A 26,428-nucleotide genomic window follows, 5' to 3' on the forward strand; every position below is an offset into this window, starting at 1 on the left:
GATTGTATAAAAAGGAGAGAACTGTATGAAAAAAGGAGTGCTATTGTTTTTGTTGTCCTTCGTCTGGCTGTTGTCGGCTTGCCAATCTAGTCCAAGTGAAAAAGTAGCAGATGACGTAAAGTCGATTCATTTAATGAGGAATGATTTTACAGACGTGAGGCCGAAAAGCGAAGACCTGTGGATGTGGCAAGAGTACGAGAAGAAGTCTGGAGTCAAAGTACAGTGGGAAGAAGTAAAAGAGTTTGGGGAAAAGAAGAATTTGATTCTATCAGGAAAGCTGCCTGATGCCTTTTATCAGACCGGCTGGAGCAATGATGAGATCGTGAAATACGGACAGCAAGGATTGTTCATTCCATTAGAAGATCTGATTGCCGAACATGCGCCGAATCTGCAAAAAATCTTAGATGAAAATCCGATTGTCAAAAAGACGTTAACAGCACCGGATGGTCATATGTACTCGCTGCCGTATATGTCTTTGGATCCAATGAGCGGCGGGCGAACGGTTCGACTGTATATCAATCAAAATTGGCTGGATGAATTGTCCTTGGATGTGCCTCGTACAACAGATGAACTGAAAGAGGTTCTAGCTGCTTTTGTAGCGAGCGGGGAAGGACGAGAAGGGTATTATATGCCAAGTGGCTGGTTAGCCGGCGGACTGGAAAAGGTCTTGATGGCTTCCTATGGATTGGGGACAGGCGGCAGACAGGCGATGGGGAATATGCTGTTTGTGGATGAAGCGGGGCAATTACAGTTGACCATCAACCATGAACGGATGCGGGAAGTCTGGATGTACCTAAGAGAGTTGTATGCAGAAGGATTAGTTGCAAAACAATCCTTTGCCGGCGTGGATGATGACAAATGGCGAGCGGATGCTGCCCAAGACAAAGTTGGTCTCTTCCAGTGGGTCGATCCTGATTTCATTGGCCCATTTGGACCAGAAACGTATACACCGATCAATGTCATTGAAGGACCTTATGGCGACAAGACACTTTATACGGAACCGCCTGTTTCTGGTACTTCAGCATTTATCATTACGAAGGATGCAGCAGATCCAGAATTACTTCTTGAGTGGGTGGATTACTTCTATAGTCCTGAAGGGCAGATTTTTGCTTATTTAGGAGAAGAAGGAGTGACCTATGAAGTTGACGAAGATGGGCACATGGTCTATATTGACGAAATCTTAAACTATCAAAACGGGCCGCAACTCGGTGCTTTCCAGTGGGTCGATAATGTTTACGGGGGTTATTTCCCTTACGCGGAACTGGATCAAGAAATCAGAGATCGAGCATTTGGCAAAGAACCGGCTGTCTATGATGATGTCAAAGAAGAATATATGCCGGAATACATGCTGCCGACATTTATGGCAACCGAAGCAGAAGCAGCAGAATTGTCAACGATCGTTACAGATATCTCAACCCATGTGGAACAATCGCGGGTAAAGTTCATTACAGGTGAATGGAATTTTGAAAAGGATTGGACCAACTATGTGCAGCAATTGGATCGTATCGGTGCTCAACGCTTATTGGAGATCCGTCGGCAACAATTTGAACGCTTTAATCAAGACTAACTTAAGGGCGAATAAGCAGTAGGAAAACCAAGTGAATGCCAAAGGAGCAGAACAAAATGGATTATTTTATGCAAGAAGCAAAAATCAAGCGCCGCATTCAAGAAATCGAGGCATTGAGGTATCGAAACAAGCGTCAGATCCAGCAATGGTTTGTCACAGAGGATCAGACAAAGTGTCAGAAATATCCGCCACTCTTTTCGACTGAACAAGTCATGCACATAGGGGAAACGTGGCAAGGAAGGGATCGCTATTTATGGCTTCAAGCGAAAGTCACCATTCCCCCGAAGATGAATATATTGTTTTTTGATTTTGGAAAAACTGGTGGCGGCAATAACTCTGGTTTTGAATCACTTTTATTTATTGATGGTATCCCTGTTCAGGGAATCGACGCCAACCACAAAGAATTTCTATTAGAACCTGCACATTTAGGAAAAGAAGTGATCGTTGCGCTGAAGCTATGGTCTGGACTAGAAGGCGGTGGCGAAGAACGGCAGCTGACCCATGAACTGAAAGCTGCATTTATCGGTTATTTGGATGAAGAAGCCAACAATTATTTTTATCTTTCTAAAATGATTTTAGAAACGATCCAGCAATTAGCAGAGGATCATGACCGGAAGGTTCGGCTGCTCAAGATGTTGAATGGTTCGTTTCAACGGATCGATTGGCGAGAAAAAGGATCACCGCAGTTTTATGATAGTTTGCGGGAAGCACATCTTTTTCTAAAAGAGGCGCTGCAAGCACTTCCCAAAAGTGACTTGGTTCAAGTCACAGCGATTGGACACACCCACATTGATCTTGCGTGGCTTTGGCAGTTGAAGCACACGCGTGAAAAGGCGGCCCGCAGCTTTTCTACAGTCTTGAAATTGATGAAAGAATACCCAGAATATGTGTTCCTTCAAACTCAGCCGCAAATTTACCAATATATCAAAGAGGACTATCCTGAATTGTATGTGCAAATCAAACAACGAATCGCAGAAGGCCGCTGGGAAGTTGATGGCGCCATGTGGGTCGAAGCAGATTGTAATCTGCCTAGTGGCGAATCCCTTATTCGCCAGATTCTCTACGGAAAAAAGTTTATTCGCGAGGAATTCGGGCGAGAAAGCACCTATCTCTGGCTGCCGGATGTTTTTGGGTATTCATGGGCGTTGCCGCAGATTCTGAAAAAAAGTGGAATCAATACCTTTATGACGACGAAAATAAGTTGGAATCAATACAATCGCATGCCAAACGACACCTTTCTATGGAAGGGGATCGATGGCTCTGAAATTTTGACGCATTTCATCACGACACCCGTTCCAGGTGGTGGCAGCTGGACAGAAAAATTCAATTGGTTTTACACGTATAATGGGTTGCTGACCCCGGAGACGGTTTTAGGAGTATATCGCAGCTATCAGAATAAAGCATTGAATCAACATCTATTGATTTCCTATGGACATGGAGATGGCGGCGGTGGTGTCACCCGAGAAATGTTGGAAAACCGCAGAAAGATGGCTGAAATTCCGGGATTACCGATGCTTAAAACGGGTCGGGCTGCTGACTTTTTTGAAGAGTTACATGAAACTGTCGACCAAAATTCGAACGATCTACCAATCTGGGATGGGGAACTGTATTTGGAGTACCATCGCGGTACCTACACTTCGCAGGCCTTTATCAAGAAAATGAATCGCTGGTTTGAAATACGCTTGCGGGAACTTGAATGTTTGTACAGTCTTCAGTCTATGACAGCAGGAACGGCTTATCCTGCTGCAGTATTCGAAAAGCTTTGGAAAAGCGTCTTGAAGAATCAATTTCATGACATTATCCCGGGCTCTTCCATCAAAGAAGTCTATCAAGATTATCGGAACGAAGCACTTGCTTGTCAAAAGCAGCTTCATGCTCTGACAACTGCTCTTGAGACAGAAGAACAACAATTACGTATCATCAATACAGCCGCTTGGCAGCGAACAAGCATCATTGCAGTAGCACCGGGCACGGTACCTGAACAGCAGCAAGTTTTCTTCGACGGTTCTTGTTACGCTCTGGTACATTTGCCAGCATTCCAAGCGAGTCTTTTGCCGGATTGTATCTGTGCGTTGCCATTGGAAGCAGTGTCCGTTAGTGAAAAAGACCGACTCGAGACTCCGTTTTATCAAGTTCGATGGAATGAGGCGGGGCATTTGACCCAGATCTATGACAAAACCGCACAACGAGAAGTGCTTGCTGGGACAGGGAATGTCTTTCAATTATTTGAAGACAAACCATTGAATTTCGATGCGTGGGATATCGATCTTTTTTATCAAGAAAAAGGCACGGAGCTAAGCAGTGCAGGCATTCAAGTCATCGCGAACAATCCTTTGTTTACTGTCTTAGAACAGCAAGTCACTTTTGGGCAGTCAACTATTTTACAAAAAATCTATTTCTATGCTCATACGAAGCGAATTGATTTTGTTACCACGGTGGATTGGCAAGAACGCCAGCAATTGTTGAAAGTGAAATTTGATGTCAATATTCGCGCGACAGAAGCTATTTTTGATATTCAGCATGGGAATGTGAAGCGTCCAACTCACTGGAACACGAGCTGGGATATCGCCAAATTTGAGACAGTAGGTCATCAGTGGGCGGATGTTGCACAAATGGATTACGGGGTGGCCCTTTTGAACGACTGCAAATACGGCTACGATATCAAAGGCAATCAGCTGCGATTATCTTTATTAAAAGGAGCAACATACCCGGATCCTCAGGCAGATCTTGGTTCCCACACGCTTACCTACAGCCTATTTCCGCATCAAGGAGATTTTGCAACTGGTCAGGTGATGGAAGAAGCTTGGGAGATCAATGCACCATTGAGTCAACTTCAAACAGAGATGGCAAGTATTCCTCTTGAAATCGAGGCTGATGAAAGTTTGATAATCGACGCATTGAAGTTAGCGGAAGATCAAAGCGGGTGGATTTTGCGTTGCTATGACCATTTAGGGAGCGATCGCGACGTCACCATTCACTGTCATGGAACTGGCAAAATTCGCTGGCAAGAGACGAACATGATGGAAGAAGCTAGCGAAGAGTTAAAAGCGGAGCCGATCGCATTTTCATTGCATCCATATGAAGTTAAAACCATTAAACTGGTGCTTAGCGAAAAGTAGATAGTTCTCCTGAAGAGATGTATCGGTGAGATCACTTCTTAGATCGTTTTTAAGACAGTTTTTAATATAGCCTCCAATATAGCTAAGTTTCCAAAGTAGTTTTAAATAGCTGTGGCAAGAGACAGTACCGATAATCCTGCGTCCAATTTCGAAAGAAGAGAGTCTTAAACCTAAGGAAGTCAGTAGGATGAAAAATAAAAAACTCGACCACTTCCATTGAGGGTTTGGTCGAGTTTTTTTGTTAGTGGTCGTCAGGTGTCATGATCATCGAAAGAATCATTGGGTGACGTTCTGTTTTTTCAAATAAGAAGGGTTGCAAAGCAGCTGACATGGCTTCTCGCATTTTATGTTCGCTAGGATCTGGCTGGTTCAAGACTTCTCTGAGGGCACGGAACAGGATCTGTTGTGCTTCATTGATCATCTCGCCAGATTCCCGCATATAGACGAATCCGCGGGAAAGAATGTCTGGTCCTGCTAAGACTTCTTTTTTCGTCAAGTCGACGGTGGCTACGGCTAGCACTAAGCCTTCTTCTGATAAGATACGACGGTCTCGTAAGACAACGTTACCGATGTCGCCAATTCCACTACCATCAACATAGACATCACCCGCATTGAAATGACCTGCTCGACGAGCAGAATCTGCAGTTAACGCCAGCATATCACCGTTTTCCATAATAAAACAGTTCTCTTTTGGAACGCCGACATCTTGTGCCAGTTGGGTATGGATATTCAACATTCTGAACTCTCCATGGACCGGCATAAAGAACTTAGGCTTCATCAAACGAAGCATCAATTTTTGTTCTTCTTGACCACCATGTCCCGAGGTATGGATATTATTCAATTTCCCGTGGATCACATGTGCACCTGCTTCTAACAGCAAGTTGATCAAGTGGTTGACACTAGTAGTATTTCCAGGGATCGGTGAACTAGAGAAAATGACCGTATCGTCTGGATGGATCTGAATTTGTCGATGAGTACCATTGGCGATCCGACTAAGGGCTGCCATTGGTTCCCCTTGAGAGCCAGTACATAGGATCATGGTTTCATTAGCTGGTAAGCGATTGATCTCATGAGATTCGACAAATGTACCGTCAGGGACTTTGATATAACCTAAGCGCTGCCCATTAACGATCGCATTTTCCATACTTCGACCGAAGACAGCGATCTTACGACCTGTGGCAACCGCAGCATCTGCTGCTTGTTGCAAACGGAAAATATTGGAAGCGAAGCTGGCAAAGATGATCCGGCCTTCGATTTTTTCGAAAATCTTGCGGATCGAACTACCAATCGTTTTTTCTGACTTGGTAAAGGTCGGAATCTCAGCATTGGTACTGTCAGAAAGGAGGCATAGCACACCTTCTTCTCCGATTTTGGCCATTTTGTGTAGGTTTGCTGGTTCGCCCACGGGTGTGAAATCGAACTTAAAGTCACCAGTTGCTACGATATTTCCCGAAGGTGTTTTCACCACAACGCCTAGCGCATCAGGAATACTGTGGGTCGTTCGGAAAAAGCTGACCGATGTTTTGCGGAAGCGAATCACGGTATCTTCATTGATCTCATGTAATGTAGCATCTCGCAGTAACCCGTGTTCATCCAACTTGTTGGTAATCAAAGCCAATGCTAATGGACCAGCATAGATTGGGATATTTGCTTCACGCAGAAGGTAAGGAATACCACCAATATGATCTTCATGACCATGAGTGATGACTAACCCTTTGACTTTCGTGATGTTTTGGACAATGTAGCTATAATCGGAAATCACATAGTCGATTCCAAGCAGTTCATCTTCCGGGAATTTGATCCCGGCATCAATCAAGATGATCTCGTCTTGGAATTGAACCCCATAACAGTTTTTTCCGATCTCGCCTAGTCCGCCGACGCCGAATACGCCAGTTTCATTATTTTTTAGAGAAACTTTCATTATTAAAACTCCGCTAATTTGAAATCAGCGTTCTCTTTTTCATACGCAAGATGTTTTTCATCAAGTTCTTGAATAAACTCGATGTTATATGGGGTGTTTTGTTCGACTGTACGGCGTGCAGCAACCGCGCTTTCTGCGTCAATGTACAGGGAATGGGTTTGTTCTCTTTTTGGGTTGCGGTCTTTTGTTTCTTGATAGTAAACTTTGTAAATCATACAAATTCTCCTTTATCTGCTAATGCAGTAGTTTATCGTTTTGTTCGATTCGGTGCATCACAAAATCAAGGCCCTAGATAAGTGACCTGAAAAGTGGGGGTCGTCAGTGGACCGCTACATGCTTTTTCCAGACAATCGTTGTGAGAAAAAAGAGAAAGCCTCGTCTTTGCTTTCCAAATGTTGTCATAAAAAATTCACCGGTTTTTGTAAATCGTTCCATTACAAGTAGTATTAGTTTATCATAGAAAAGTAAATAAGTATAGAAACTAGTTGGTTTGAAAGGGCTTCCCTTGGTCATCCTTAAAAAAATACTTTAAAATATCTCCTTTTTTTCTTCGGGAAGTGGGTTACTTGAAATTGGGACTATGATATAGTAAAAGTAATGTGTAAAAAAAGGAGGGGCTTTTTTGAAATTAATGTGGCATTACACAATGCGTAATAAAAAACTGTTGGTTTTTAATTTCATCTGTGTGTTTGGATTTATTTTGATTGAACTAGGATTACCCACATTGCTGGCTCGAATGATCGATGTCGGTATTCGAAATGGTGACCGAGAGTATATCTGGAAGATGGGAATGGCAATGATTGCTATTACTTTGACAGGGATCGCAATGAATATTATGTTAGGGTACTTTACCTCAAGAATCACAACGAATATCGTAGCAGATGTTCGAGATGATCTTTTTGAAAAGGTGCAAGGTTATTCACATACGGAATATGAAAAAATCGGTGTTTCATCCTTGATTACTCGGGTGACCAATGATGCATATCAAATCATGTTGTTCTTGCAGAATATTCTGCGGATCGGATTGATGACGCCGATGATGTTTGCGGTCAGTTTGTATATGGTCATGCGGACAAGTACAAAATTAGGGATGTATGTGTTAGGGGCACTGCCGATCTTGTTGATTGCTGTGATAGCCATCGCAAAGATTTCCGAGCCGTTGTCTAACAAGCAGCAAGCCAATTTGGATAAGATCAATGGTATTTTGCGGGAAAACTTGTCTGGTTTACGGGTCATCCGTGCGTTCGTAAATGAGAAATTTGAAGAGAAACGCTTTAGCAAAGTCAATCAAGCGTATGCATCCAGCTCTCGCAGCTTGTTCCGTTTGATGGCGACAGCACAGCCGGGCTTTTTCTTCTTATTCAATATCGTGATGGTACTGATCATTTGGTCAGGAAGTATTCAAATCGAAAATGGGCAACTGCAAGTCGGTGACTTGATTGCTTTTATCGAATACATCTTCCATGCTCTATTCTCATTCATGTTGTTTGCGACTGTCTTTACGATGTATCCACGTGCAGCGGTCTCAGCCCGACGGATTCAGGAGGCATTGGATATGACTTCAGAAATCGTGGAAGCCGAACAGCCAGTGACAGAAGGCAAGACCAAAGGATATGTGGAATTTAAGAATGTGACATTTGCCTATCCGGGACATGCTGAGAGTCCTGTGATCCGCAATGTTAGTTTTACTGCTTCTCCTGGTGAAACAGTTGCTTTCATCGGCAGTACTGGAAGCGGGAAATCAACATTGATCCAATTGATCCCTCGTTTTTATGATGTCACAAAAGGACAGGTTTTGATTGATGGGATCGATGTTCGCGAGTACAGCTTGTCCGCTTTGAGAAATAAGATCGGATTTATTCCCCAAAAAGCGTTGCTGTTCACTGGAACGATCGCAGAAAATCTGCGCTATGGGAAAGAAGATGCGACACAAGCGGACTTAGAACGTGCGGTTGAGATCGCACAAGCAGCTGATTTTATTGCTAAAACACCGGATGGCTTTGATGCACGTCTAGCAGAAGGAGGCACGAACTTTTCTGGTGGTCAGAAACAACGGCTGGCGATCGCTCGTGCGGTGATCCGTCGTCCCGAGATCTATATTTTTGATGATAGTTTTTCTGCACTGGATTATCAAACCGATGCCAAATTACGGGCGCGTTTGAAAAAAGAAACGACCGAATCAACTGTTTTGATCGTGGCGCAACGTGTGGGGACGATCATGCACGCGGATAAAATCATTGTGTTGAATGAAGGCGATGTAGTTGGTATCGGCACCCACAAAGAACTGTTGGAAAACTGCTCGGTTTATTACGACATTGCAGCATCACAATTATCAGAGGAGGAGTTGGCACAATGAAAGCATTCTCTTCTTTAAAACGTTTAGGGCGCTACATCAAACCCTACAAAGTCTCCTTTATTTTAGTCTTACTTTTTACTGTCGCTACAGTTGGCTTTAACGCGGCATTGCCGTATGTGTCCGGATTGCCTACAACAGAGATCAGTCGGAATATTGCAGCGGGAGAGCCGCTGAATTTTGATTACATCATCGTTTGTTTGATCTGGATCACCGTTGTCGGTGTAGGGTATTGTTTCTCACAATTAATGTCAGGGCTTTTGATCACAAATGTCGTTCAATCTGCGATGCGTGATTTACGTCAAGACATTGAAGAAAAGATCAACCGCTTGCCTGTTTCATATTTTGACAAAAATCAGCAAGGAAATATCTTGTCACGGGTAACGAACGATGTGGATGCAGTCAGTGGTGCGATGCAGCAAGCCTTGATCGGGATCGTCAATGCCTTTCTAGGAATCATCATGGCGGTAGCGATGATGTTTTATATCAATTCGTTTATGGCGTTGATCGCATTGATCATGATTCCAACGTCATTGATCATTTCAAGAACGATCGTTAAGAAATCGCAAAAAGACTTCCAAGGCATGCAAAATGCATTAGGAGACTTGAACGGTTATGTTCAGGAAAATATGACTGGTTTCAGTGTATTGAAAGTCTATGGACGAGAAAAACAAACACTTGACGGCTTTAAAAAAGTCAATCACCAACTGCGCTATTACGGCTTCCGTTCGGCCTTCGTCTCGGGATTGATGATGCCGTTAGTTCAAATGACTGCCTACTTTACGTATATTGCTATGGCAGTTATGGGAAGTTTCTATGTAATTGGCGGTGTGATCGTGGTAGGGCAACTGCAAGCCTTTATCCAATACATTTGGCAAGTGAGTCAGCCAATGGGGAATATTACCCAGCTTTCCTCTGTCTTACAAAGTGCTTCGGCAGCTGCAAAACGGGTTTTTGAGATTTTGGATGAACCGGAAGAACCAGTCAACCAAACAGATATTCCATTGCCAGCGGAATTTCATGGGGATGTTCAATTTGAACATGTCGGTTTTGCCTATGATCCGAAGAAACCGCTGATCAAAGATTTGAACTTTGAAGTGAAAGCTGGTCAGACGGTAGCGATCGTCGGACCAACTGGAGCCGGAAAGACCACATTGATCAATTTGTTGATGCGTTTCTACGATGTCAACGAAGGGGCGATCAAGATTGATGGTATTGATACGAAGAAAATGGCCCGCAGCGATGTCCGTTCGTTATTCGGCATGGTTCTGCAAGATGCTTGGTTATATGAAGGAACGATCGGAGACAATATTCGTTTTGGTAAGTTAGATGCGACCGATTATGAAGTGGTCGATGCAGCTAAAACAGCCAATGTGGATCATTTCATCCGGACGATGCCGGACGGTTATGAGATGTTTATCAATTCCGAAGGGGATAATATCTCGCTTGGTCAAAAACAACTTTTGACGATTGCTCGAGCAGTCATTTCTAATCCGAAAATCTTGATCTTAGATGAAGCAACAAGCTCTGTGGACACACGGCTCGAAGCGTTGATCCAAAAAGCGATGGACAAAGTGATGGAAGGACGAACCAGTTTCGTCATTGCTCACCGGTTGTCTACGATTCGGGAAGCCGATTTGATTCTAGTCATGGATCAAGGAGCAATCATAGAAAAAGGCAATCATGAAACACTACTGGCAGCTGGCGGATTTTACAGTCAGCTTTATCAGAGTCAGTTTTCAGAAGAAGCAGAATAGGTCAAAAGAGTGTGGTGTCAGCCGCACTCTTTTTTTGTATGAAGAGTAAAGATATCCGCATATAGTCGCTGTTCTCTTACGGACTGATTCATGGTTTTCATAGTTATTCATGGTATCATGGGTACAGGAATAGAGTAGTATAGTAGTAAAGTATAGTAGTAAAGTGTAGTAGTAAAGTGTAGTGGAGAAAGAAAAATCCTAAAGGAGTTTAACAATGGATCGGAAAAAAGAGACAAATAGCCAAAAACGAAATCAACTAAACGCAGAAACTGCTAGTACGCAAAACTTTATCGCGCCAAATGCGACTGTCGTCGGAGATGTCACCATCGGCAGTGAGGCGACTGTCTGGTTCCAAGCAGTTTTGCGGGGAGATGCAAATTATATTCGAGTAGGTGAGCGGACCAATATTCAAGATGGGACGATCATTCATGTGGATCATGATGCACCCACGATCATTGCAGAAGATGTGACTGTCGGTCATCAGTGCATGCTTCATGGCTGTAAGATTGAAAAAGGGGCCTTAATCGGCATGAGTTCCATTGTTTTGAACCATGCAGTTATCGGTGAAAACAGTTTGATTGGTGCCGGTTCTTTAGTTACTCAAGGAACGATCATTCCGCCCAATGTGCTGGCTTTTGGACGTCCTGCTAAAGTGATTCGTCCGTTGACAGAGGAAGAAATTGCCAAAAACAAAGCCAATATCGCCCATTATGTTTCCTTGGGAAAAGACTACTTGCAAGGGAAATATGTTTATTAATGGCAAGCGAAGTCAATCGGATCTCGTTTAATGACGCAAAAAAACCAGCGTGCTTCAGCACAGCTGGTTTTTTGATGGATGAATTATTTTAAGCTGTTTGATTCCATGATCTCGTCGATCAAGCCGTAATCTTTTGCTTCTTGAGCAGTCATGAAGTTATCACGGTCTGTGTCTTTTTCGATGACTTCGATCGGTTGACCTGTTCGCTCAGACAAGATTTTGTTTAGGCGTTCGCGAGTTTGCAAAATGTGACGAGCTGCGATTTCGATCTCTGTTGCTTGTCCTTGTGCGCCACCTAATGGTTGGTGGATCATGATTTCAGCATTTGGCAAAGCAAAGCGTTTGCCTTTTTCACCAGCTGTCAATAAGAATGAACCCATTGAGGCAGCCATCCCCATAACGATTGTTTGCACGTCTGCTTTGATGAAGTTCATGGTATCAAAGATTGCTAGTCCGGCTGTGACGCTTCCGCCTGGTGAGTTGATGTACAAGTAGATATCTTTTTCAGAATCTTGTGCATCCAAGAATAAAAGTTGGGCGATGATCGAATTTGCTAAATCATCTGTTACTTGACCACTTAACATAATGATGCGGTCTTTTAATAGACGAGAATAGATATCATAGGCTCTTTCACCACGAGATGATTGTTCAATGACTGTAGGAATTAAATTCATTTTTTAGTCCTCCTAAAAATCGATATAGATATAGTTTAGCACAAAGTTTTTGCAATATCTAAAAGTAAGTATACCTATTAGGTCAATAAAGGTCAAATAAAAAGTTCGTTATCTTTTTTGCCTCTCTTTTAAATTATGATACAATAAAAAGAAAGTAAGCATGAAAGGGTCAGAAGAAAATGGCAGTAGCGATTGCAGGTTTTATCGGCGTATTAGTAGGCGCCTTATTAGTAACGATCATCTTCAATCTTAGAATTCGTTACGATGAACAAAAAGAAAAACGGCGACGGCTGTTGGAGCATAAAGTCAAAGAAATCGAGACACTTCTCCAATTGAACCGGAAAATCAGCGAAATTTTACAAAAACGGGTGATCCTGATGGACGAATATGTCAGTTTCGATGCTTTCGATGACTGTTATATAACGATCGATGATTTTGCTTATTTACAGTCTTTTGCCGCACAGAATAACTTTTATTTGCCGAATTATTTTTTAGAAGAATTTTTCAAGAAAATCGGTACCCGCAGAGTGATCCTTTCACCAGAAGAAACGGTGAAGATCGGCGGTTATACGTATAAAGGCGGTCGTGTCATCATGGAGAATTTCTTGGATACACTGACTGAAATGGTCAATGAGCGCAAAACGCAAATGAAAAATTTGACCAATGAACCATTAACTTATTTTTCTAAACCATTATAGTCGAGTCAATCGAGAATGGGGCTATAACATTGAGTCTGTGACAGAAGTTGCAACGAGATGATCCAAAGGACGTGAACGGAATTGCGCTCTCCATCGTGTATTTGATGAAGACCTGCTGCAGAGTAGGAGCAATTTCATGATTGTTGGGAGGATCATTTTGTGGAAAAACTTCTGTCATAGCCTTTTTTTTGTCGATTCTCTGATATATACAAATCCTAGCGATGCCTTTAGAAAATGAGGATGGCACAAGGAGTAGGAGTTTGGTTCTATGGGGTTCCGTGGTAAAATAGAAAAAGATTGGAGTGAAACAAATGGTACAAATCGTTGCCCATCGTGGCAGTAGTGGAGACCGTCCAGAGAACACGTTACCAGCCTTTGCAGAAGCAGTTCGGGTCAAAGCCGATATCATTGAACTAGATGTTCATCTATCAAAGGATGGTCACCTGATCGTAATGCATGATGAAACAGTCGATCGCACCACGAACGGCAAAGGCCGAATTTGTGATAAAACGCTGACAGAACTAAAAGAATTGAATGCCGGCAGCTGGTTCTCAGAAGATTATGCCGCCACAAAAGTGCCGACGTTGAAGGAAGTCCTCGATCTTTTAGCAGCAAAGAATTATCGTGGTATTTTAACGATTGAATTGAAAACAGACCATTACGAGTATCAAGGGATCGAAAAGAAAGTATCTGAATTGTTAGCCAGTCAAAGCTGGCCCTTTACTCATTGGTATTGTTCATTCAATGTTGACACATTGGATCGATTGTATGCGATTGAACCGCAAGCAACCTTTGACTTTATTATGGGAAAATCGGAGGAGAAACCTCCGTTAGCATTGTCGCGCCCTTACATTGAAGGGATTCATCCTGCCTATGAGTGGGTCAAGAAACATGAGGAACAGATCGCGGATTATCCGATTGCCATTCGTCCTTGGACAGTCGATACAGAAGCGGAAATTCGTCACTGTCTTGCAGTAGGGGTCACGGGAATTATTACCAATTTTCCTGAGCGAGTCCGGGAAGTCCAAAGGAAGGTTCAGGAGGAAGCTCATTGATGGAAAAAGTGATTGTGGTAGTCGGACCGACTGCGGTTGGAAAAACGGCCTTAAGCATCGAACTGGCGAAAAAGTATCAGGGAGAAGTGATCAGCGGCGACTCCATGCAGATCTATCGTGGCTTAGATATTGGGACAGCCAAGGTAACAGCTGCAGAAATGCAAGGAATCCCTCATCATCTGATCGATATTCGCGACAGCCATGAATCCTATTCTGTGGCAGAATTTCAAAAAGAAGCCCGCGAGTTGATCACGGCCATCCATCAACGAGGCCATCTGCCTATCGTAGCAGGGGGAACCGGATTGTACATCCAAGCTTTGCTCTATGACTATCAATTAGGAGCCGCTGAGGAAAGTGATCCTTCCGTTCGGCAGCGCTACCAGCAAGAAGCAGCAAGAATTGGCAAAGAAGCGCTATGGCAAAAGTTGCAGGCATTAGATCCTTTAGCCGCAGCAAAGATCCATTACAACAATGAACGTAAAGTGATCCGCGCGTTGGAAGTCTTGGAAACAACGGGAATAAGCATTGCAGCCCCGACTACTGCACCGGAAGCGGTATACGATTATTTTATGATTGGGCTTTCCACAGACCGACAGTTGTTGTATCAGCGTATTGATCAGCGAGTCGATCAAATGGTGGCAGCAGGTTTGGTTGCGGAAGCACAACAGGTGCTGATCCATCCTGAGACCCAAGCAGCAAAAGGAATCGGGTACAAAGAATTTGCCCCTTATTTTACCGGTACATGTTCATTAGAAGAAACGGTCGCACAAATCAAACAACAGTCTCGCAGGTACGCCAAACGGCAACTGACTTGGTTCAAGAATCGTCTCGCTCCTAGATGGGTCGATCTTGTCCAGCATCCTGAGGACGTATCTTCGATCGAAAAAGCGATCGACCAATGGTTGGAGGAGAAGGAATGACACAAGAACGCGTAATCCTTGTTGGCGTAGAAACAGAACGAAATTATTCGACCTTTGCGTCCTCAATGAATGAATTGAAAAGTTTGACCAAAACAGCAAACGGAGAGGTGATTTTTTCACTGATCCAAAAACGGCCGCAAGTTGATCGGCAAACAGTGATCGGAAAAGGAAAATTGGCTGAACTGCAACAGTTAGTGGATGCCCATGAAGCTGATTTGGTGATTTTCAATCATGAATTGACACCCCGACAAAGCCAGTTGATTGGTGAAGAATTAGGGGCGCCAGTTATTGATCGTGTCCAATTGATTTTAGATATCTTTGCTATGCGCGCTCGTTCAAAAGAAGGAAAACTGCAAGTAGAGCTGGCGCAATTAGATTATTTACTGCCTCGATTGATCGGACAAGGGAAAAATATGTCCCGTCTGGGGGGCGGTATTGGAACGAGAGGACCAGGAGAAACCAAACTGGAGACGGATCGACGCCATATCCGCAATCGGATCACGATCATTAAACGAGAGTTGAAGGAAGTCGCTGCTCATCGTGATCGTACCCGTCAGAAACGCCGCGACAGTCAAGTCTTTCAGATCGGTTTGATCGGGTATACCAATGCTGGAAAATCAACGATTTTGAATTTATTGACTAGTGCGGATACCTATGAGCAAGACCAACTGTTTGCGACGTTAGATCCTTTGACAAAGCGTTGGCGGTTGCCGGAAGGATTGGAAGTGACCGTTACCGATACTGTCGGCTTTATTCAGGAACTGCCGACACAATTGATCGATGCCTTTCATTCTACATTAGAAGAGAGTCAAAATATGGATCTGCTGCTGCATGTGGTTGATGCTGGTTCTCATGATCGGCAACAGCAAGAAAAAACAGTTTTAGCATTGATGGAAGAACTATCATTAACGCAAGTCCCAGTTCTGACGATCTATAATAAAGCTGATCGCATTGATCCAGAACAATTTGTGCCGACGCTGTTCCCCAATGTTTTGATTTCTGCCAAGAGCAGTAAAGGGAAAGAACAACTGATCCAAGCAATTAAAATGGAACTCATGCAAATCATGCAGCCTTATCAAACCGTTTTAGCTGCCAATGAAGGCAAGCGATTGAGCCGTTTGAAGCGGGAAACACTCTTGCTTACCAATGACTTTGACGAGGAAGATCAAACCTATCACCTAAAAGGTTTTGCATTGCCAGGTTCTGCCGGGATCTATCCAACAATTGAAGAGTAACGCTCAGGAAATGAAGTGGTCGAGCTGTGTGTAGGGAATTCTAATACCTGCACGCAGTTTTTTTTCAGTTATTACCACTGGAAATTTTTTTCATTCAACCAGTAAAAGGATGGTTTTCTAGTGATTGTTCTGCCAAACAGAAAAAAATAAATGTCTATGTCACTTTTTCTTACATGAAGGGTTGACAGTGGAAAAAACAATTGGTATAGTTTCAATTAAGTTATGCAGGATCATCTAAATGAGGGAGGCGCCACGTTATGCGGGAAAAAGAGTTGCGGCGTTCGATGTCTGTCTTTCCGATTGGAACAGTGATGAAACTAACGGATCTGACGGCTCGTCAAATTCGTTACTATGAAGAACAAGAACTGATCCATCCAGAACGCAGTGATGGTAATCGACGCATGTATTCATTAAATGATATCGATACGCTATTAGAAATCAAAGACTATCTGTCAGATGGTTTGAATATGGCTGGGATCAAACGTGTGTACGAGATGAAAATTGCCAAAGAACAAGAAGCAAAGAACAAACCGCCACTGACTGACGAAGATGTTCGTCGAATCTTTTATGACGAACTCCTAGCGCAAGGTGGTCTGAATCAACAACAGCCATTCCAACAAAAAGGTCCGCTAATGTAGATCAATGTTGTGGCACGAAAGAATAAAGGTCAAAGGAAGGGATATTATGCCGAAAATTGAAAGAACAGCCGAAGATATCAAACAAATCGTTAAAGACGAGAATGTACGTTTCTTGCGCTTGATGTTTACTGACATCTTGGGAACGATCAAAAATGTAGAAGTACCAGTTAGCCAATTGGAAAAAGTACTTGAGAACAAAATGATGTTCGATGGCTCCTCCATTGAAGGATTCGTACGGATTGAAGAAAGTGATATGTACCTTTACCCAGATTTATCTACTTGGATGATTTTCCCATGGGAAAGTGAGCATGGCAAAGTCGCTCGTTTGATTTGTGATATCTACAACCCTGATGGCACGCCATTTGCTGGCGATCCTCGCGGCAATTTAAAACGGGCACTATCAGATATGGAATCTCTAGGTTTTACTTCTTTCAATCTTGGGCCTGAACCGGAATTTTTCCTTTTCAAATTAGATGAAGATGGCGAAATCACAACAGACCTAAATGACAAAGGCGGCTATTTTGATTTTGCACCGACTGACTTAGGTGAGAACTGCCGCCGCGATATCGTATTAGAATTAGAAAGCCTTGGTTTTGAAGTGGAAGCCTCCCACCACGAAGTAGCACCAGGCCAGCACGAAATCGACTTTAAATATGCCGATGCGGTAGAAGCGTGCGATAACATCCAAACTTTCAAATTAGTTGTCAAAACGATTGCCCGCAAACACGGCTTGCATGCGACATTTATGCCAAAACCATTATATGGCATCAATGGGTCAGGTATGCACTGCAATATGTCCTTGTTCAATGGAAAAGAAAATGTCTTCTTTGATGAAGAAGGACCAATGCAGTTGAGCCAAACGGCGTATCATTTCCTAGCCGGTTTGATTGAACATGCCCGTGCTTATACAGCAGTCTGCAACCCAACAGTCAATTCTTACAAACGTCTGGTCCCAGGTTACGAAGCACCGGTTTATGTTGCTTGGTCAGGACGCAACCGTTCACCACTGATTCGTGTTCCTGAATCTCGCGGCTTGTCCACCCGGTTAGAATTGCGCTCCGTTGATCCATCCGCTAATCCGTATTTGGCAATGGCTGTCTTGCTGCAAGCCGGTTTAGATGGTATCCGTCGTGAGTTGACACCGCCGCCTGCAGTGGACCGCAACATTTATGTGATGAATGAAGAAGAACGTGCAGAAGCACAAATCGAAGACCTGCCATCAACGATCCACAATGCGATCAAAGAATTGCGTAAAGATGACGTGATGATCGATGCATTGGGCAAACACATTTTTGCGAACTTTGTGGAAGCCAAACGTTTGGAATGGGCCGCTTTCCGTCAAACAGTTTCTGAGTGGGAACGCGAGCAGTACCTTGAATTGTACTAATCAATTACTAGTCGTTCGATCTGCAGAGGCAACAAACGAATAAGTCATTGGAAGATGGTCCTTAGAATCTATTGAAGCGTCTGTGACAACCGATACAAAAAAAGAAACCGCTAGAGAAAACCAATCTAGCGGTTTTGTTCTGTTATCTATTCAAAGTAGAAGACAGGAATCGAACCTGCACCTTGTTTTCGCAAAAATGATAAGAAAACGATTTCTGATCATTTGTAACAAAACAAGTAAAGCACCGAGCTTCCTCTACAAGAATCATTATGACAAGCAGACCCAAAGAATCCATTAAGAAAGTAAGAAAGAAGTTTAGCGATTTGTGAATGTTCATCGAAATCAGCGATTTTTCGATGTATCCGCATCCAGAAAGGATTCGAGAAAAGTTTGCTTGACTTTTGCTAGGCAAGATTGTATCATTCTGTTTGGGCACTCTTGAAAAAGAGTCAGAAAGTGATTTAGAATTTTCGCTCCCTATTCATTTATGGATAGGGAGCTTTTCTTATTTTCTAAGTGCTTTTCCTGCAAAATAGTTTAAAAGGAGTTTTTCAGTTTATGACAAAATATATTTTTGTAACCGGCGGTGTGGTTTCTTCGATCGGTAAAGGTATTGTGGCAGCATCACTAGGACGCTTATTGAAGAATCGTGGCTTAAAAGTAACGATCCAAAAGTTTGATCCTTACATCAATGTTGATCCAGGAACGATGAGCCCATACCAACATGGTGAGGTATTCGTGACCGATGATGGTGCAGAAACAGATTTGGACTTAGGCCATTATGAACGTTTCATCGACATCAACTTGAACAAATACTCAAATGTAACGACTGGAAAAATCTATTCAGAAGTTTTGCGCAAAGAACGTAAAGGGGAATACTTAGGAGCAACTGTCCAAGTAATTCCGCACATCACCAATGAAATCAAAGAAAAAATCATGCGGGCAGCAAAAATGACCGATTCAGATGTCATCATCACTGAAGTCGGCGGAACCGTTGGCGACATCGAGTCGTTGCCGTTTCTAGAAGCGTTGCGCCAAATGAAAGCTGACGTTGGTTCGGACAATGTGATGTACATTCATACAACGTTGATTCCTTACTTAAAGGCAGCGGGTGAAATGAAAACCAAACCAACACAACACAGTGTGAAAGAGTTGCGAGGATTGGGTATCCAACCAAATATCCTAGTGGTTCGGACTGAACAACCTGTGTCCCAATCAACAAAAAACAAATTGGCCCAATTTTGTGATGTTGCACCTGAAGCGGTTATCGAATCCCGAGACGTAGAAACACTCTATTCGATCCCATTGGCTTTACAAGCACAAGGAATGGATCAAATCGTTTGTGATCACTTGAAATTGAATGCGCCAGTAGCTGATATGACAGAATGGCAAGCATTAGAGGAAAAAGTATTGAACTTGAAAAAGAAAGTCCGCATTGCATTGGTAGGGAAATATGTGGAATTGCCAGATGCGTATCTGTCTGTTGTTGAAGCATTGAAACATTCTGGTTTCGCTTTTGATGCCGACATTACGATCGATTGGATCAAAGCCCATGAATTAACGAAAGACAATGTTGCCGAATACTTACAGGATGCAGACGGTATCTTAGTTCCCGGCGGTTTTGGCGATCGTGGAATCGAAGGCAAGATCGAAGCGATTCGGTATGCTCGTGAAAATGATGTCCCATTCCTAGGGATTTGTCTGGGAATGCAAATGGCCTGCGTGGAATTTGCCCGCAATGTCGTTGGGTTAGAAAATGCGAATTCGGCAGAAACTGATCCCGATACAGCAAACAACATCATTGATTTGATGGCAGATCAAGAAAATATTGAAAACTTAGGCGGTACGCTACGTTTAGGCTTGTATCCATGTAAAGTCAAAAAAGGAACGAAAACAGCTGCAGCCTATGAAGGAGAAGAAGTCGTACAAGAACGTCATCGTCACCGTTATGAATTCAATAATAAATACCGCGAAATCTTTGAAGCAGAAGGTATGGTCTTCTCAGGTGTCTCACCAGACAATCGCTTAGTTGAAATCGTTGAGATTCCAGAAAATAAATTCTTTGTTGGTTGCCAATTCCATCCCGAATTGATTTCACGACCAACACGTCCACAACGATTGATCAAAGCATTTGTTGGTGCATCATTAGACAATCGTGGGTAACACATATAGTACCAGATTAAAAACCAGCTGTTGAGCTGGTTTCAGGCTGTAGGCAATGTCCCGGAAAAGGGAGGCCTACAGCCTTTTTTTAAGCATAAGAGTACGCTCTAAATAAATGTGGGGGAAATATAGTCAGGATCACTCGACCCATTTATAAAGGAACGTTCTCATAAAACACCCTTCAAAAGTTAGTTTTTTGGGTTAACTTTTGAAGGGCGTTTCCGTTCTAGCCAGTGCTAGTGCTTTTTTTAGTAGCATCCGAAGTGATACGCCTTTTCAGCTACTCCTAACTATTAAAGATAAAACTTCTTGTAGAAATTGACCCTAATAAAAGGGACCATATACCTATGGAGGTTGACTACAATAGACTCTAAACTAATTAATGAGGGAGAGAAAGATGGAAAAAATAAGCTTATTGTTGATCAGGGCTCTTTCAGAGCAAGACGGGTTTATGACAACCAAAGAGATCGCTGCAAAAGTAGGTGTCAGTACGAAAACAGTTCGTAGATATGTGGAGAAAATCAATCAAAGCCAATCGCTTTATGGCTGTGTGATTCAAGGGAAGAAAGGAAGTGGCTTGTTTTTACAAATAATCAATCATGAATTATTTCAACGTAGCTTAGAAAACACACCTCAAGAAGATTTTGTGACACAAATCATTGAGTACTTCGTCCAAGAAGACGAATACATCAAGTCAGAATTATTATGTGAACGCTTATTTATCTCACAAAGCAAGTTATCTCATGAACTCAAAAAATTGCGACGGATTTTAAGCCATTATAATTTATCCATCCAAACAAAGCCTTACTACGGCATGAAGCTTTGCGGCAGTGAATTCGACTTACGTCGCTTTATGGCAAGCAATTATCTGCAAAAGACACACCTTAAACAACTGCATCAATTACCTTCTAGTGAAGGGACGCCATCGCAGTTGCATCGACAGATTCAAGTAATCATTTTAGCTGAGTTTTCTCAAAAAGCCTATCCGATTTCAGAAGCTATAGTGACGAACTTAGTCAATCACCTAGCAATCGCTGTAATGCGAATGCAAAGCGGCCGCTACTTAGATCGCAATCTGCCTATTGGAGGAAGAACCAATGCTGAACAATCATTATTAGGCAAGCGAATCGTCAAGCGGATCGAAGAAGAATGCGGTGTTCTTTTTACAGAATGTGAGCGAAACTATGTGCTTGGTCAGATCGTGGGGAAACGGGTCATTCCCAAAAATGAAAAAAACGTTGTCTCAGAGGAAGTTTCGGACTTAGTGAGGCAAGTTCTAAAAAGAGTCAAAAACCGAAGACAAATTGACTTCAGTCAAGATTTGGACTTACAGACGATGCTGATGCTTCACTTTGTTCCTTTGATTGATCGAATCGAATTAGGAATTGAGCTGAAAAACCCGCTGTTGGATGACGTAAAAGTCCATTGCAATGTAGGATACGACTTAGCTATTATTGCTGGACAAGTAATCGTTGCGCATTTCAATAAGCGTATCAGCGATCATGAACTTAGCTATTTAGCCATGCACTTTGATGTCGCCCTGAATAAGAAGAGTTCACAAACGCAGCGTAAGTATATTTTAGTTGTAAACGATCTGGGGAGAGCAGCCAATGCATTTTTAAAAGAAAAGTTTGAATTCTATTTCCGAAATTACATTAAAGAAGTAACGGTTTGTAATCAATATGAATTTGCTCAGTTCCTAAAAGAACAAGACTTTGATTTTATCTTTTCATCGATCGATCTACCTTATGAAGGAACCATTCCTGTAATGAGTTTTGACTATTTTATGCGGCCTGAAATGATCAAAAAAATAGCTGATGCACTGTCGACTGTTTTTACCGTTGAAAAACTTTTGACCTTCTTTAAGGAACCGCTGTTTATTTGTGACCAAGACTTTGAAACAAAAGAAGAAGTGTTGCATTTTTTATGTCATTGCATTAACGAACAATATCAGATGCCAAATAATTTTGAAGCTTTGGTATTTGAACGAGAAGCTTTTTTTGGAACCGATTTCTTGCCGATGGTTGCTTTTCCACATCCCAATGTATTGATTGGATCGGAAACAGTGATTGCTGTTGCCCATTTGAAGAAACCAATATTTTGGTATAAACAATCGGTTCGTTTGGTCTTCTTACTAGTCATTGCTGAGCAAGACCATTTAAAGGCTAAGTCGCTAAACGATCATTTGATCAAAATATGTACATCATCTGAGAAAGTGAACGAACTGATTGCGACGAATGACTTCATCACATTTATCCATCACTTAAAGGAGTAGATTATGACAGACAAAAAAATCAAACTATCAGGAGCATACAATTTTCGCGATTTTGGCGGCTACCGTAACAAAGAAGGAAAGCGTCTCATACGTGGGCGACTCTATCGTTCTGATGAATTAAGCAAGATTACAGCTGCAGATCAAGAAAAGTTAGTACAACTTGGAATCAGTAAGATCATTGATTATCGAAATAAAAAGGAAAGACTGAATAATGAAGATCGGCCGATCGGTAATGCAGAGATTCTTTATTTGACACCCATTGCGGATATCGCTGCGTTAGCTTCTTCAGAACATGGGGAAGAAAGGGTGCTTTCTCCCCAAAAAATGACGGCGGCTCTGGCAAAAGAATTAATGATCCGTCAGAATGAAGAATTTGTTGAAAATAAACAGTGTCAAGACGTTTATAGAGAAGTCTTAGAAATTCACTTAGCTGAAGAGGGGGCAATCGTCCAACATTGCCGTGGAGGGAAAGATCGCACTGGTTATGGCGTCGCTCTCATTCAATTACTACTTGGCGTCAGTGAAGCAGATGTGATGCATGACTATCTCTTAACCAATGTATACAAAAAAGAAAAAAATGAGAAAAGCCTGCAGCTGTTGCTTCAAGAGACCGATAATCCCGATTTTGTTCAGGCGATGCGCTATTTTAAAGAAGCTGATCGTCATTTTTTGCAGAATGCATTGGCGCGAATCGGTGCTTATGGTGGAGTTGAGGACTATGTGGTCAACAAACTTGGTTTTTCCCAACAAAAAATCCGGTTGTTAAGAGAAAAATACTTACAAAATTAAGGATAGGAGGATATTATGAAAACGTTTAAGAATAAGGTGTTGGCGGGAGCAATTAAGGTGCAAAATAATGTTTATATGAAAGCGATCTCTAATGCCATGATGGGGTTAATGCCGATTATGATGATCAGTTCGATTGCTTCTTTAATCAATGCCATCGATATTGGCAATACACAACAAATAATGGATCAAATAGGTCTTAAATCATTGTTGACACAAATCAATGCGATGACCATCGATGTCATTTCCGTCTATGTTGCCTTCTTAGTTGGCTATAAACTGGCGGAACATTTGAATGCAGATCAATTAAACGCTGGCATTATGAGTTTAGTTTCATTCTTGATTTTAAGTCCCATCGCAACATTCGAAGAGACCAAAGTGATCGAGTTTTCGACGCTGGGTTCTAGTGGAATGTTCGTTGCAATGTTCGGCGGGATACTAGGTGCAAGGATTTATATTCTATGTGTGGAAAAGAATCTGACAATCAAAATGCCAGACTCAGTCCCGCCAATTGTCAATAAGTCCTTTGCTGCAATCGTTCCTGGAGTGATTGTTTCCACGATCATGGGGATTATTTATGTTGCAATAGCAGCTACTCCATATGGAACGTTAACAGATATGATCTACACGTGGGTTCAAGCACCGCTAACCTTGTTGGGTGCCAATGTGTTTGCTTGCATGATTATTGTGGCATTTATTGAATTCCTATGGTTTTTCGGTATCCATGGTGTATTGGCAGTCTATCCAGTGTTGATGCTGGTCTTTTATCAACCTATGCTAGACAACTTGGCTGCCTATAGTGCTGGTCAACCATTGCCACATTTGTTTACCATTGGTTTTATACTCAACAATCGCGGCGCTCGTTCCTTTGCAGTAGCTTTATTAGCCATTTTCAGTTGCAAATCAGAACAGCTCAAAGCTGTTGGGAAAATTGGATTGATTCCTTCTATGTTTGGGATCTCAGAGCCAATCAAATTTGGGATTCCGCAGGTGATGAACATAAGGATGTTGATACCACTTATGGTAACACCAGCTGTTTCTGTTTTATCAGCTTATTTATTAACGATTGTTGGCTTTATGCCTTATCATAATGGCGTCAATATCCCAACAGGATTTCCAATCATTTTTGGCGGTTTCTTAACGAATGGCTGGCAAGGGATTATCGCTCAGCTGATCCAATTTGTGTTATGTGTGCTGATTTATATTCCTTTCATGCGCTGGCAAGATAAAGCAGCACTGGCAGAAGAAGGAAAAATTGCGCAAGCATAACAAGTACTGACAGCCTATAAATTAAAATTAAGTGGGGGATTTAAGATGAAAAAGATCGTTTTAGTTTGTGCTGGTGGAATGTCTACTGGTGTCTTAGTAAATAATATGAAACAAGCAGCTCAAAAAAAAGCTATTCCAGTATCGATTGACGCATTTTCAATCGAATCGGTAGCTAGTGTGGCTAAAGATGCAGATTGTGTGTTATTAGGTCCACAGGTTTCTTATCGTTTAGCAGAAGTTCAAGGGTTAGTGGCTTGCCCAACAGCTTCTATTGATATGCGAACTTACGGTATGATGGACGGACAAAAAGCACTAGAACAAGCGCTGGAATTGATAGGAGAGTAAGATGGAAGAAAAAGAACAAATTTGTTTTCAAATTATTTCCGAAGCTGGGATGGCAAGAAGTTGCTTTTTCGAAAGTATTCAACAAATGCGAAAAGAGCAAACAAAAGAGGCACTATCTGCGATTGAAAGCGGCAAGAGTCATTATCACAAAGCGCATATTGCTCATCGGCAATTGGTACAGCAAGAAGCACAAGGTGATAAAGTTTGGATGTCGTTGTTATTGAGTCACGCTGAGGACTTGTTAATGAGTGCAGATATTATGAGTGAGTTGGCCAAAGAGTTCAATTTACTTTATGAAGAAGTAAATGGGCTAAAGCAGATGATTGATCAGCATATTTCTTCATTGAACACAAAAGAATAACAATCAAAGAAGAAAGACAAGAAAGACGTCTACGATGAGACGATTCGAGTGAAATCGTGGACGTCTTTTCTTGGTCTATGGCAGGTGGAACATTTTTCTAGGAAAAAAGATAAAAAAAGCTGGTCTCAAAACGGAGCAGGCAAGAAAAGTGGATTACCAAAGCAAATGGCACTACCCCTTTGAGAGTATGGGATGCATGGACTCGTTCAAAGAAGCAAAAAAGTAAAAGAAACATACGAAGAACAGCTCCCCCATTTCTTCCGTTAAGAAGAAATGGGGGAAAACTGGTTTTCATTAAAAAAGCCCCTTTTTCAGGGGCCAGTAGGGATGATCTTTCTAGGACCATTCCACATTCGCTCGTTTCTCAAAGGAATAGTTTATTTTTTCAAGGTATACCCTTGGTCTAGTAACATTTTTTCCGTTCGTTCCATGCTGATGCCATTTGAAGTATCACCTTCAAATGTGACCCCTGGCAATTGCTTTGCCGCATCGTAGTCTAAATTACTGTAATCGATCGTCAATGATTCGGTTGCTGCATCTTCTCCGTAATCAAGCGAATAATCGATACCCTTGATTGCCTGATACTGTTTGGCGATCGGATCCAATAATTGTTTTGCTTCCTCTTTCGTAGATACGCCAACAGAAGAATAAGGCATGATATTGTTGGCGGTTTGCTTTTTCACTTCGTCACCTTCGTAATTGAAGACCAACTCCATTTGAACTCCGTTTTGTTCATTCGTGAATGTCTTGGTTTTTTGACTCGCTCCATTTGCTCCGCAACTTGCTAAAAAGAATATACCCAACAACGCAATAAATCCCACTACTGTTTTTTTCATTCTATCCCTCCTTTTTTTCATGATAGTATACTCCACTTGCCAGAGCTATTCATATGCTCAAAAACAAATAGTCTTTTTTTTTGTCCGATAGGCAATCCATATCGTCAGCGGGAAAATGATAAATTGTTGAAAAAGTTCGTGAATTTTTTCTCGAATTTTCAGAAGTATTCTTGTTATTGTATGCAAACAAATGTAAGACGAGAGGCTAGTTTCACAAAGTTTTTTCAGAAAAGAAAATGAAAAGCAAAGAATTTTTAATTTGTGCAATCTTTTATTGAAAAGAGAATTACATCTTTTAGTAGCAAATACTGC

The 26,428-nt window shown here is 42.1% G+C and carries 21 protein-coding genes; 17 read left to right on the forward strand and 4 right to left on the reverse strand.

From position 1 onward, the window contains the following. Positions 1-25: 25 nt before the first annotated feature. Both FE005_RS07255 and FE005_RS07260 read left to right on the forward strand, forming a co-directional pair. Positions 26-1,567, forward strand: a complete 1,542-nt coding sequence (locus FE005_RS07255; RefSeq protein ID WP_138371554.1) for an extracellular solute-binding protein — start codon at positions 26-28, stop codon at positions 1,565-1,567. 56 nt (positions 1,568-1,623) lie between these two features. Further along, positions 1,624-4,686 (forward strand): alpha-mannosidase, encoded by a 3,063-nt coding sequence (locus FE005_RS07260; RefSeq protein ID WP_138371555.1) that lies wholly within the window; start codon positions 1,624-1,626, stop codon positions 4,684-4,686. A gap of 241 nt (positions 4,687-4,927) precedes the next feature. Here the strand turns inward: FE005_RS07260 and FE005_RS07265 are convergent, their stop codons facing one another. Next, entirely contained in the window at positions 4,928-6,607 is a 1,680-nt protein-coding gene (locus tag FE005_RS07265; protein WP_138371556.1) for a ribonuclease J, read from the reverse strand. A 2-nt stretch (positions 6,608-6,609) separates the two neighbouring features. Continuing rightward, on the reverse strand, positions 6,610-6,822 hold the full coding sequence (locus FE005_RS07270; protein ID WP_003127351.1) for a DNA-directed RNA polymerase subunit epsilon: 213 nt from the start codon (positions 6,820-6,822) through the stop codon (positions 6,610-6,612). 407 nt (positions 6,823-7,229) lie between these two features. Here FE005_RS07270 and FE005_RS07275 point away from each other — a divergent pair, with 407 nt between their 5' ends. From FE005_RS07275 to FE005_RS07285, 3 genes are all read left to right on the forward strand, one after another. Next, positions 7,230-8,963 carry an ABC transporter ATP-binding protein gene (locus tag FE005_RS07275; protein WP_103300569.1) on the forward strand — a complete coding sequence of 578 codons (1,734 nt, stop codon included), beginning with the start codon at positions 7,230-7,232 and terminating at the stop codon, positions 8,961-8,963. Beyond that, complete coding sequence (locus FE005_RS07280; RefSeq protein ID WP_003127357.1) at positions 8,960-10,717, forward strand: ABC transporter ATP-binding protein; 1,758 nt, start codon at positions 8,960-8,962, stop codon at positions 10,715-10,717. The genes FE005_RS07275 and FE005_RS07280 overlap by 4 nt, the downstream gene beginning before the upstream one ends. A 214-nt stretch (positions 10,718-10,931) precedes the next feature. Beyond that, positions 10,932-11,474 (forward strand): gamma carbonic anhydrase family protein, encoded by a 543-nt coding sequence (locus FE005_RS07285; RefSeq protein ID WP_003127358.1) that lies wholly within the window; start codon positions 10,932-10,934, stop codon positions 11,472-11,474. Between the two features lie 83 nt (positions 11,475-11,557). On the opposite strand, the gene clpP is transcribed toward FE005_RS07285, so the two are convergent. After that, positions 11,558-12,148, reverse strand: coding sequence for an ATP-dependent Clp endopeptidase proteolytic subunit ClpP (gene clpP, locus FE005_RS07290; protein ID WP_003127359.1), 591 nt, complete (start codon positions 12,146-12,148; stop codon positions 11,558-11,560). Between the two features lie 179 nt (positions 12,149-12,327). Between clpP and FE005_RS07295 the strand changes: the two genes are divergently transcribed. The 12 genes from FE005_RS07295 to FE005_RS07350 all read left to right on the forward strand — a co-directional run bounded on the left by FE005_RS07295 (position 12,328) and on the right by FE005_RS07350 (position 25,280). Beyond that, positions 12,328-12,846 (forward strand): hypothetical protein, encoded by a 519-nt coding sequence (locus FE005_RS07295; protein WP_003127360.1) that lies wholly within the window; start codon positions 12,328-12,330, stop codon positions 12,844-12,846. 311 nt (positions 12,847-13,157) lie between these two features. Further along, entirely contained in the window at positions 13,158-13,901 is a 744-nt protein-coding gene (locus FE005_RS07300) for a glycerophosphodiester phosphodiesterase (protein WP_081132083.1), read from the forward strand. Next, positions 13,901-14,821, forward strand: coding sequence for a tRNA (adenosine(37)-N6)-dimethylallyltransferase MiaA (gene miaA, locus FE005_RS07305; protein ID WP_138371557.1), 921 nt, complete (start codon positions 13,901-13,903; stop codon positions 14,819-14,821). The genes FE005_RS07300 and miaA overlap by 1 nt, the downstream gene beginning before the upstream one ends. Continuing rightward, a complete protein-coding gene (gene hflX / locus FE005_RS07310) occupies positions 14,818-16,056 on the forward strand; it encodes a GTPase HflX (protein WP_003127363.1) in 1,239 nt (412 codons plus the stop codon). Before miaA ends, hflX begins: the two co-directional genes overlap by 4 nt. A 257-nt stretch (positions 16,057-16,313) precedes the next feature. After that, complete coding sequence (locus tag FE005_RS07315; RefSeq protein WP_003127364.1) at positions 16,314-16,694, forward strand: MerR family transcriptional regulator; 381 nt, start codon at positions 16,314-16,316, stop codon at positions 16,692-16,694. A 46-nt stretch (positions 16,695-16,740) separates the two neighbouring features. Next, the gene (gene glnA, locus FE005_RS07320) at positions 16,741-18,081 is read left to right on the forward strand and encodes a type I glutamate--ammonia ligase (protein WP_005471630.1); all 1,341 of its coding nucleotides are present in this window, start codon (positions 16,741-16,743) and stop codon (positions 18,079-18,081) included. 558 nt (positions 18,082-18,639) lie between these two features. Further along, a complete protein-coding gene (locus tag FE005_RS07325; RefSeq protein ID WP_138371558.1) occupies positions 18,640-20,244 on the forward strand; it encodes a CTP synthase in 1,605 nt (534 codons plus the stop codon). Between the two features lie 397 nt (positions 20,245-20,641). Then, a complete protein-coding gene (locus tag FE005_RS07330; protein WP_138371559.1) occupies positions 20,642-22,519 on the forward strand; it encodes a BglG family transcription antiterminator in 1,878 nt (625 codons plus the stop codon). Between the two features lie 3 nt (positions 22,520-22,522). Continuing rightward, positions 22,523-23,308, forward strand: a complete 786-nt coding sequence (locus FE005_RS07335; protein WP_138371560.1) for a tyrosine-protein phosphatase — start codon at positions 22,523-22,525, stop codon at positions 23,306-23,308. 15 nt (positions 23,309-23,323) lie between these two features. Further along, positions 23,324-24,574 carry a PTS sugar transporter subunit IIC gene (locus FE005_RS07340; protein ID WP_138371561.1) on the forward strand — a complete coding sequence of 417 codons (1,251 nt, stop codon included), beginning with the start codon at positions 23,324-23,326 and terminating at the stop codon, positions 24,572-24,574. Positions 24,575-24,619: 45 nt separating this feature from the next. Next, the gene (locus FE005_RS07345; protein ID WP_003127371.1) at positions 24,620-24,919 is read left to right on the forward strand and encodes a PTS sugar transporter subunit IIB; all 300 of its coding nucleotides are present in this window, start codon (positions 24,620-24,622) and stop codon (positions 24,917-24,919) included. Position 24,920: 1 nt separating this feature from the next. Further along, positions 24,921-25,280 (forward strand): PTS lactose/cellobiose transporter subunit IIA, encoded by a 360-nt coding sequence (locus FE005_RS07350; RefSeq protein WP_003127372.1) that lies wholly within the window; start codon positions 24,921-24,923, stop codon positions 25,278-25,280. 377 nt (positions 25,281-25,657) lie between these two features. Here FE005_RS07350 and FE005_RS07355 read toward each other — a convergent pair whose 3' ends face one another. Further along, entirely contained in the window at positions 25,658-26,116 is a 459-nt protein-coding gene (locus tag FE005_RS07355) for a YehR family lipoprotein (protein WP_003127373.1), read from the reverse strand. Positions 26,117-26,428: the final 312 nt, after the last annotated feature.

The organism is Enterococcus sp. M190262, assembly GCF_005843965.1.
GTDB classification, from domain to species: Bacteria; Bacillota; Bacilli; order Lactobacillales; family Enterococcaceae; genus Enterococcus_D; species Enterococcus_D gallinarum.

Bases quoted from the DNA above. Each gene is read 5' to 3' on its own strand.
- FE005_RS07355 (WP_003127373.1), bottom strand. From the start codon at position 26,116: ATGAAAAAAACAGTAGTGGGATTTATTGCGTTGTTGGGTATATTCTTT.
- clpP (WP_003127359.1), bottom strand. From the start codon at position 12,148: ATGAATTTAATTCCTACAGTCATTGAACAATCATCTCGTGGTGAAAGA.
- FE005_RS07315 (WP_003127364.1), top strand. From the start codon at position 16,314: ATGCGGGAAAAAGAGTTGCGGCGTTCGATGTCTGTCTTTCCGATTGGA.
- FE005_RS07280 (WP_003127357.1), top strand. From the start codon at position 8,960: ATGAAAGCATTCTCTTCTTTAAAACGTTTAGGGCGCTACATCAAACCC.
- miaA (WP_138371557.1), top strand. From the start codon at position 13,901: ATGGAAAAAGTGATTGTGGTAGTCGGACCGACTGCGGTTGGAAAAACG.
- glnA (WP_005471630.1), top strand. From the start codon at position 16,741: ATGCCGAAAATTGAAAGAACAGCCGAAGATATCAAACAAATCGTTAAA.
- hflX (WP_003127363.1), top strand. From the start codon at position 14,818: ATGACACAAGAACGCGTAATCCTTGTTGGCGTAGAAACAGAACGAAAT.
- FE005_RS07330 (WP_138371559.1), top strand. From the start codon at position 20,642: ATGGAAAAAATAAGCTTATTGTTGATCAGGGCTCTTTCAGAGCAAGAC.
- FE005_RS07265 (WP_138371556.1), bottom strand. From the start codon at position 6,607: ATGAAAGTTTCTCTAAAAAATAATGAAACTGGCGTATTCGGCGTCGGC.
- FE005_RS07345 (WP_003127371.1), top strand. From the start codon at position 24,620: ATGAAAAAGATCGTTTTAGTTTGTGCTGGTGGAATGTCTACTGGTGTC.
- FE005_RS07285 (WP_003127358.1), top strand. From the start codon at position 10,932: ATGGATCGGAAAAAAGAGACAAATAGCCAAAAACGAAATCAACTAAAC.
- FE005_RS07325 (WP_138371558.1), top strand. From the start codon at position 18,640: ATGACAAAATATATTTTTGTAACCGGCGGTGTGGTTTCTTCGATCGGT.
- FE005_RS07335 (WP_138371560.1), top strand. From the start codon at position 22,523: ATGACAGACAAAAAAATCAAACTATCAGGAGCATACAATTTTCGCGAT.
- FE005_RS07295 (WP_003127360.1), top strand. From the start codon at position 12,328: ATGGCAGTAGCGATTGCAGGTTTTATCGGCGTATTAGTAGGCGCCTTA.
- FE005_RS07255 (WP_138371554.1), top strand. From the start codon at position 26: ATGAAAAAAGGAGTGCTATTGTTTTTGTTGTCCTTCGTCTGGCTGTTG.
- FE005_RS07270 (WP_003127351.1), bottom strand. From the start codon at position 6,822: ATGATTTACAAAGTTTACTATCAAGAAACAAAAGACCGCAACCCAAAA.
- FE005_RS07300 (WP_081132083.1), top strand. From the start codon at position 13,158: ATGGTACAAATCGTTGCCCATCGTGGCAGTAGTGGAGACCGTCCAGAG.
- FE005_RS07340 (WP_138371561.1), top strand. From the start codon at position 23,324: ATGAAAACGTTTAAGAATAAGGTGTTGGCGGGAGCAATTAAGGTGCAA.
- FE005_RS07350 (WP_003127372.1), top strand. From the start codon at position 24,921: ATGGAAGAAAAAGAACAAATTTGTTTTCAAATTATTTCCGAAGCTGGG.
- FE005_RS07260 (WP_138371555.1), top strand. From the start codon at position 1,624: ATGGATTATTTTATGCAAGAAGCAAAAATCAAGCGCCGCATTCAAGAA.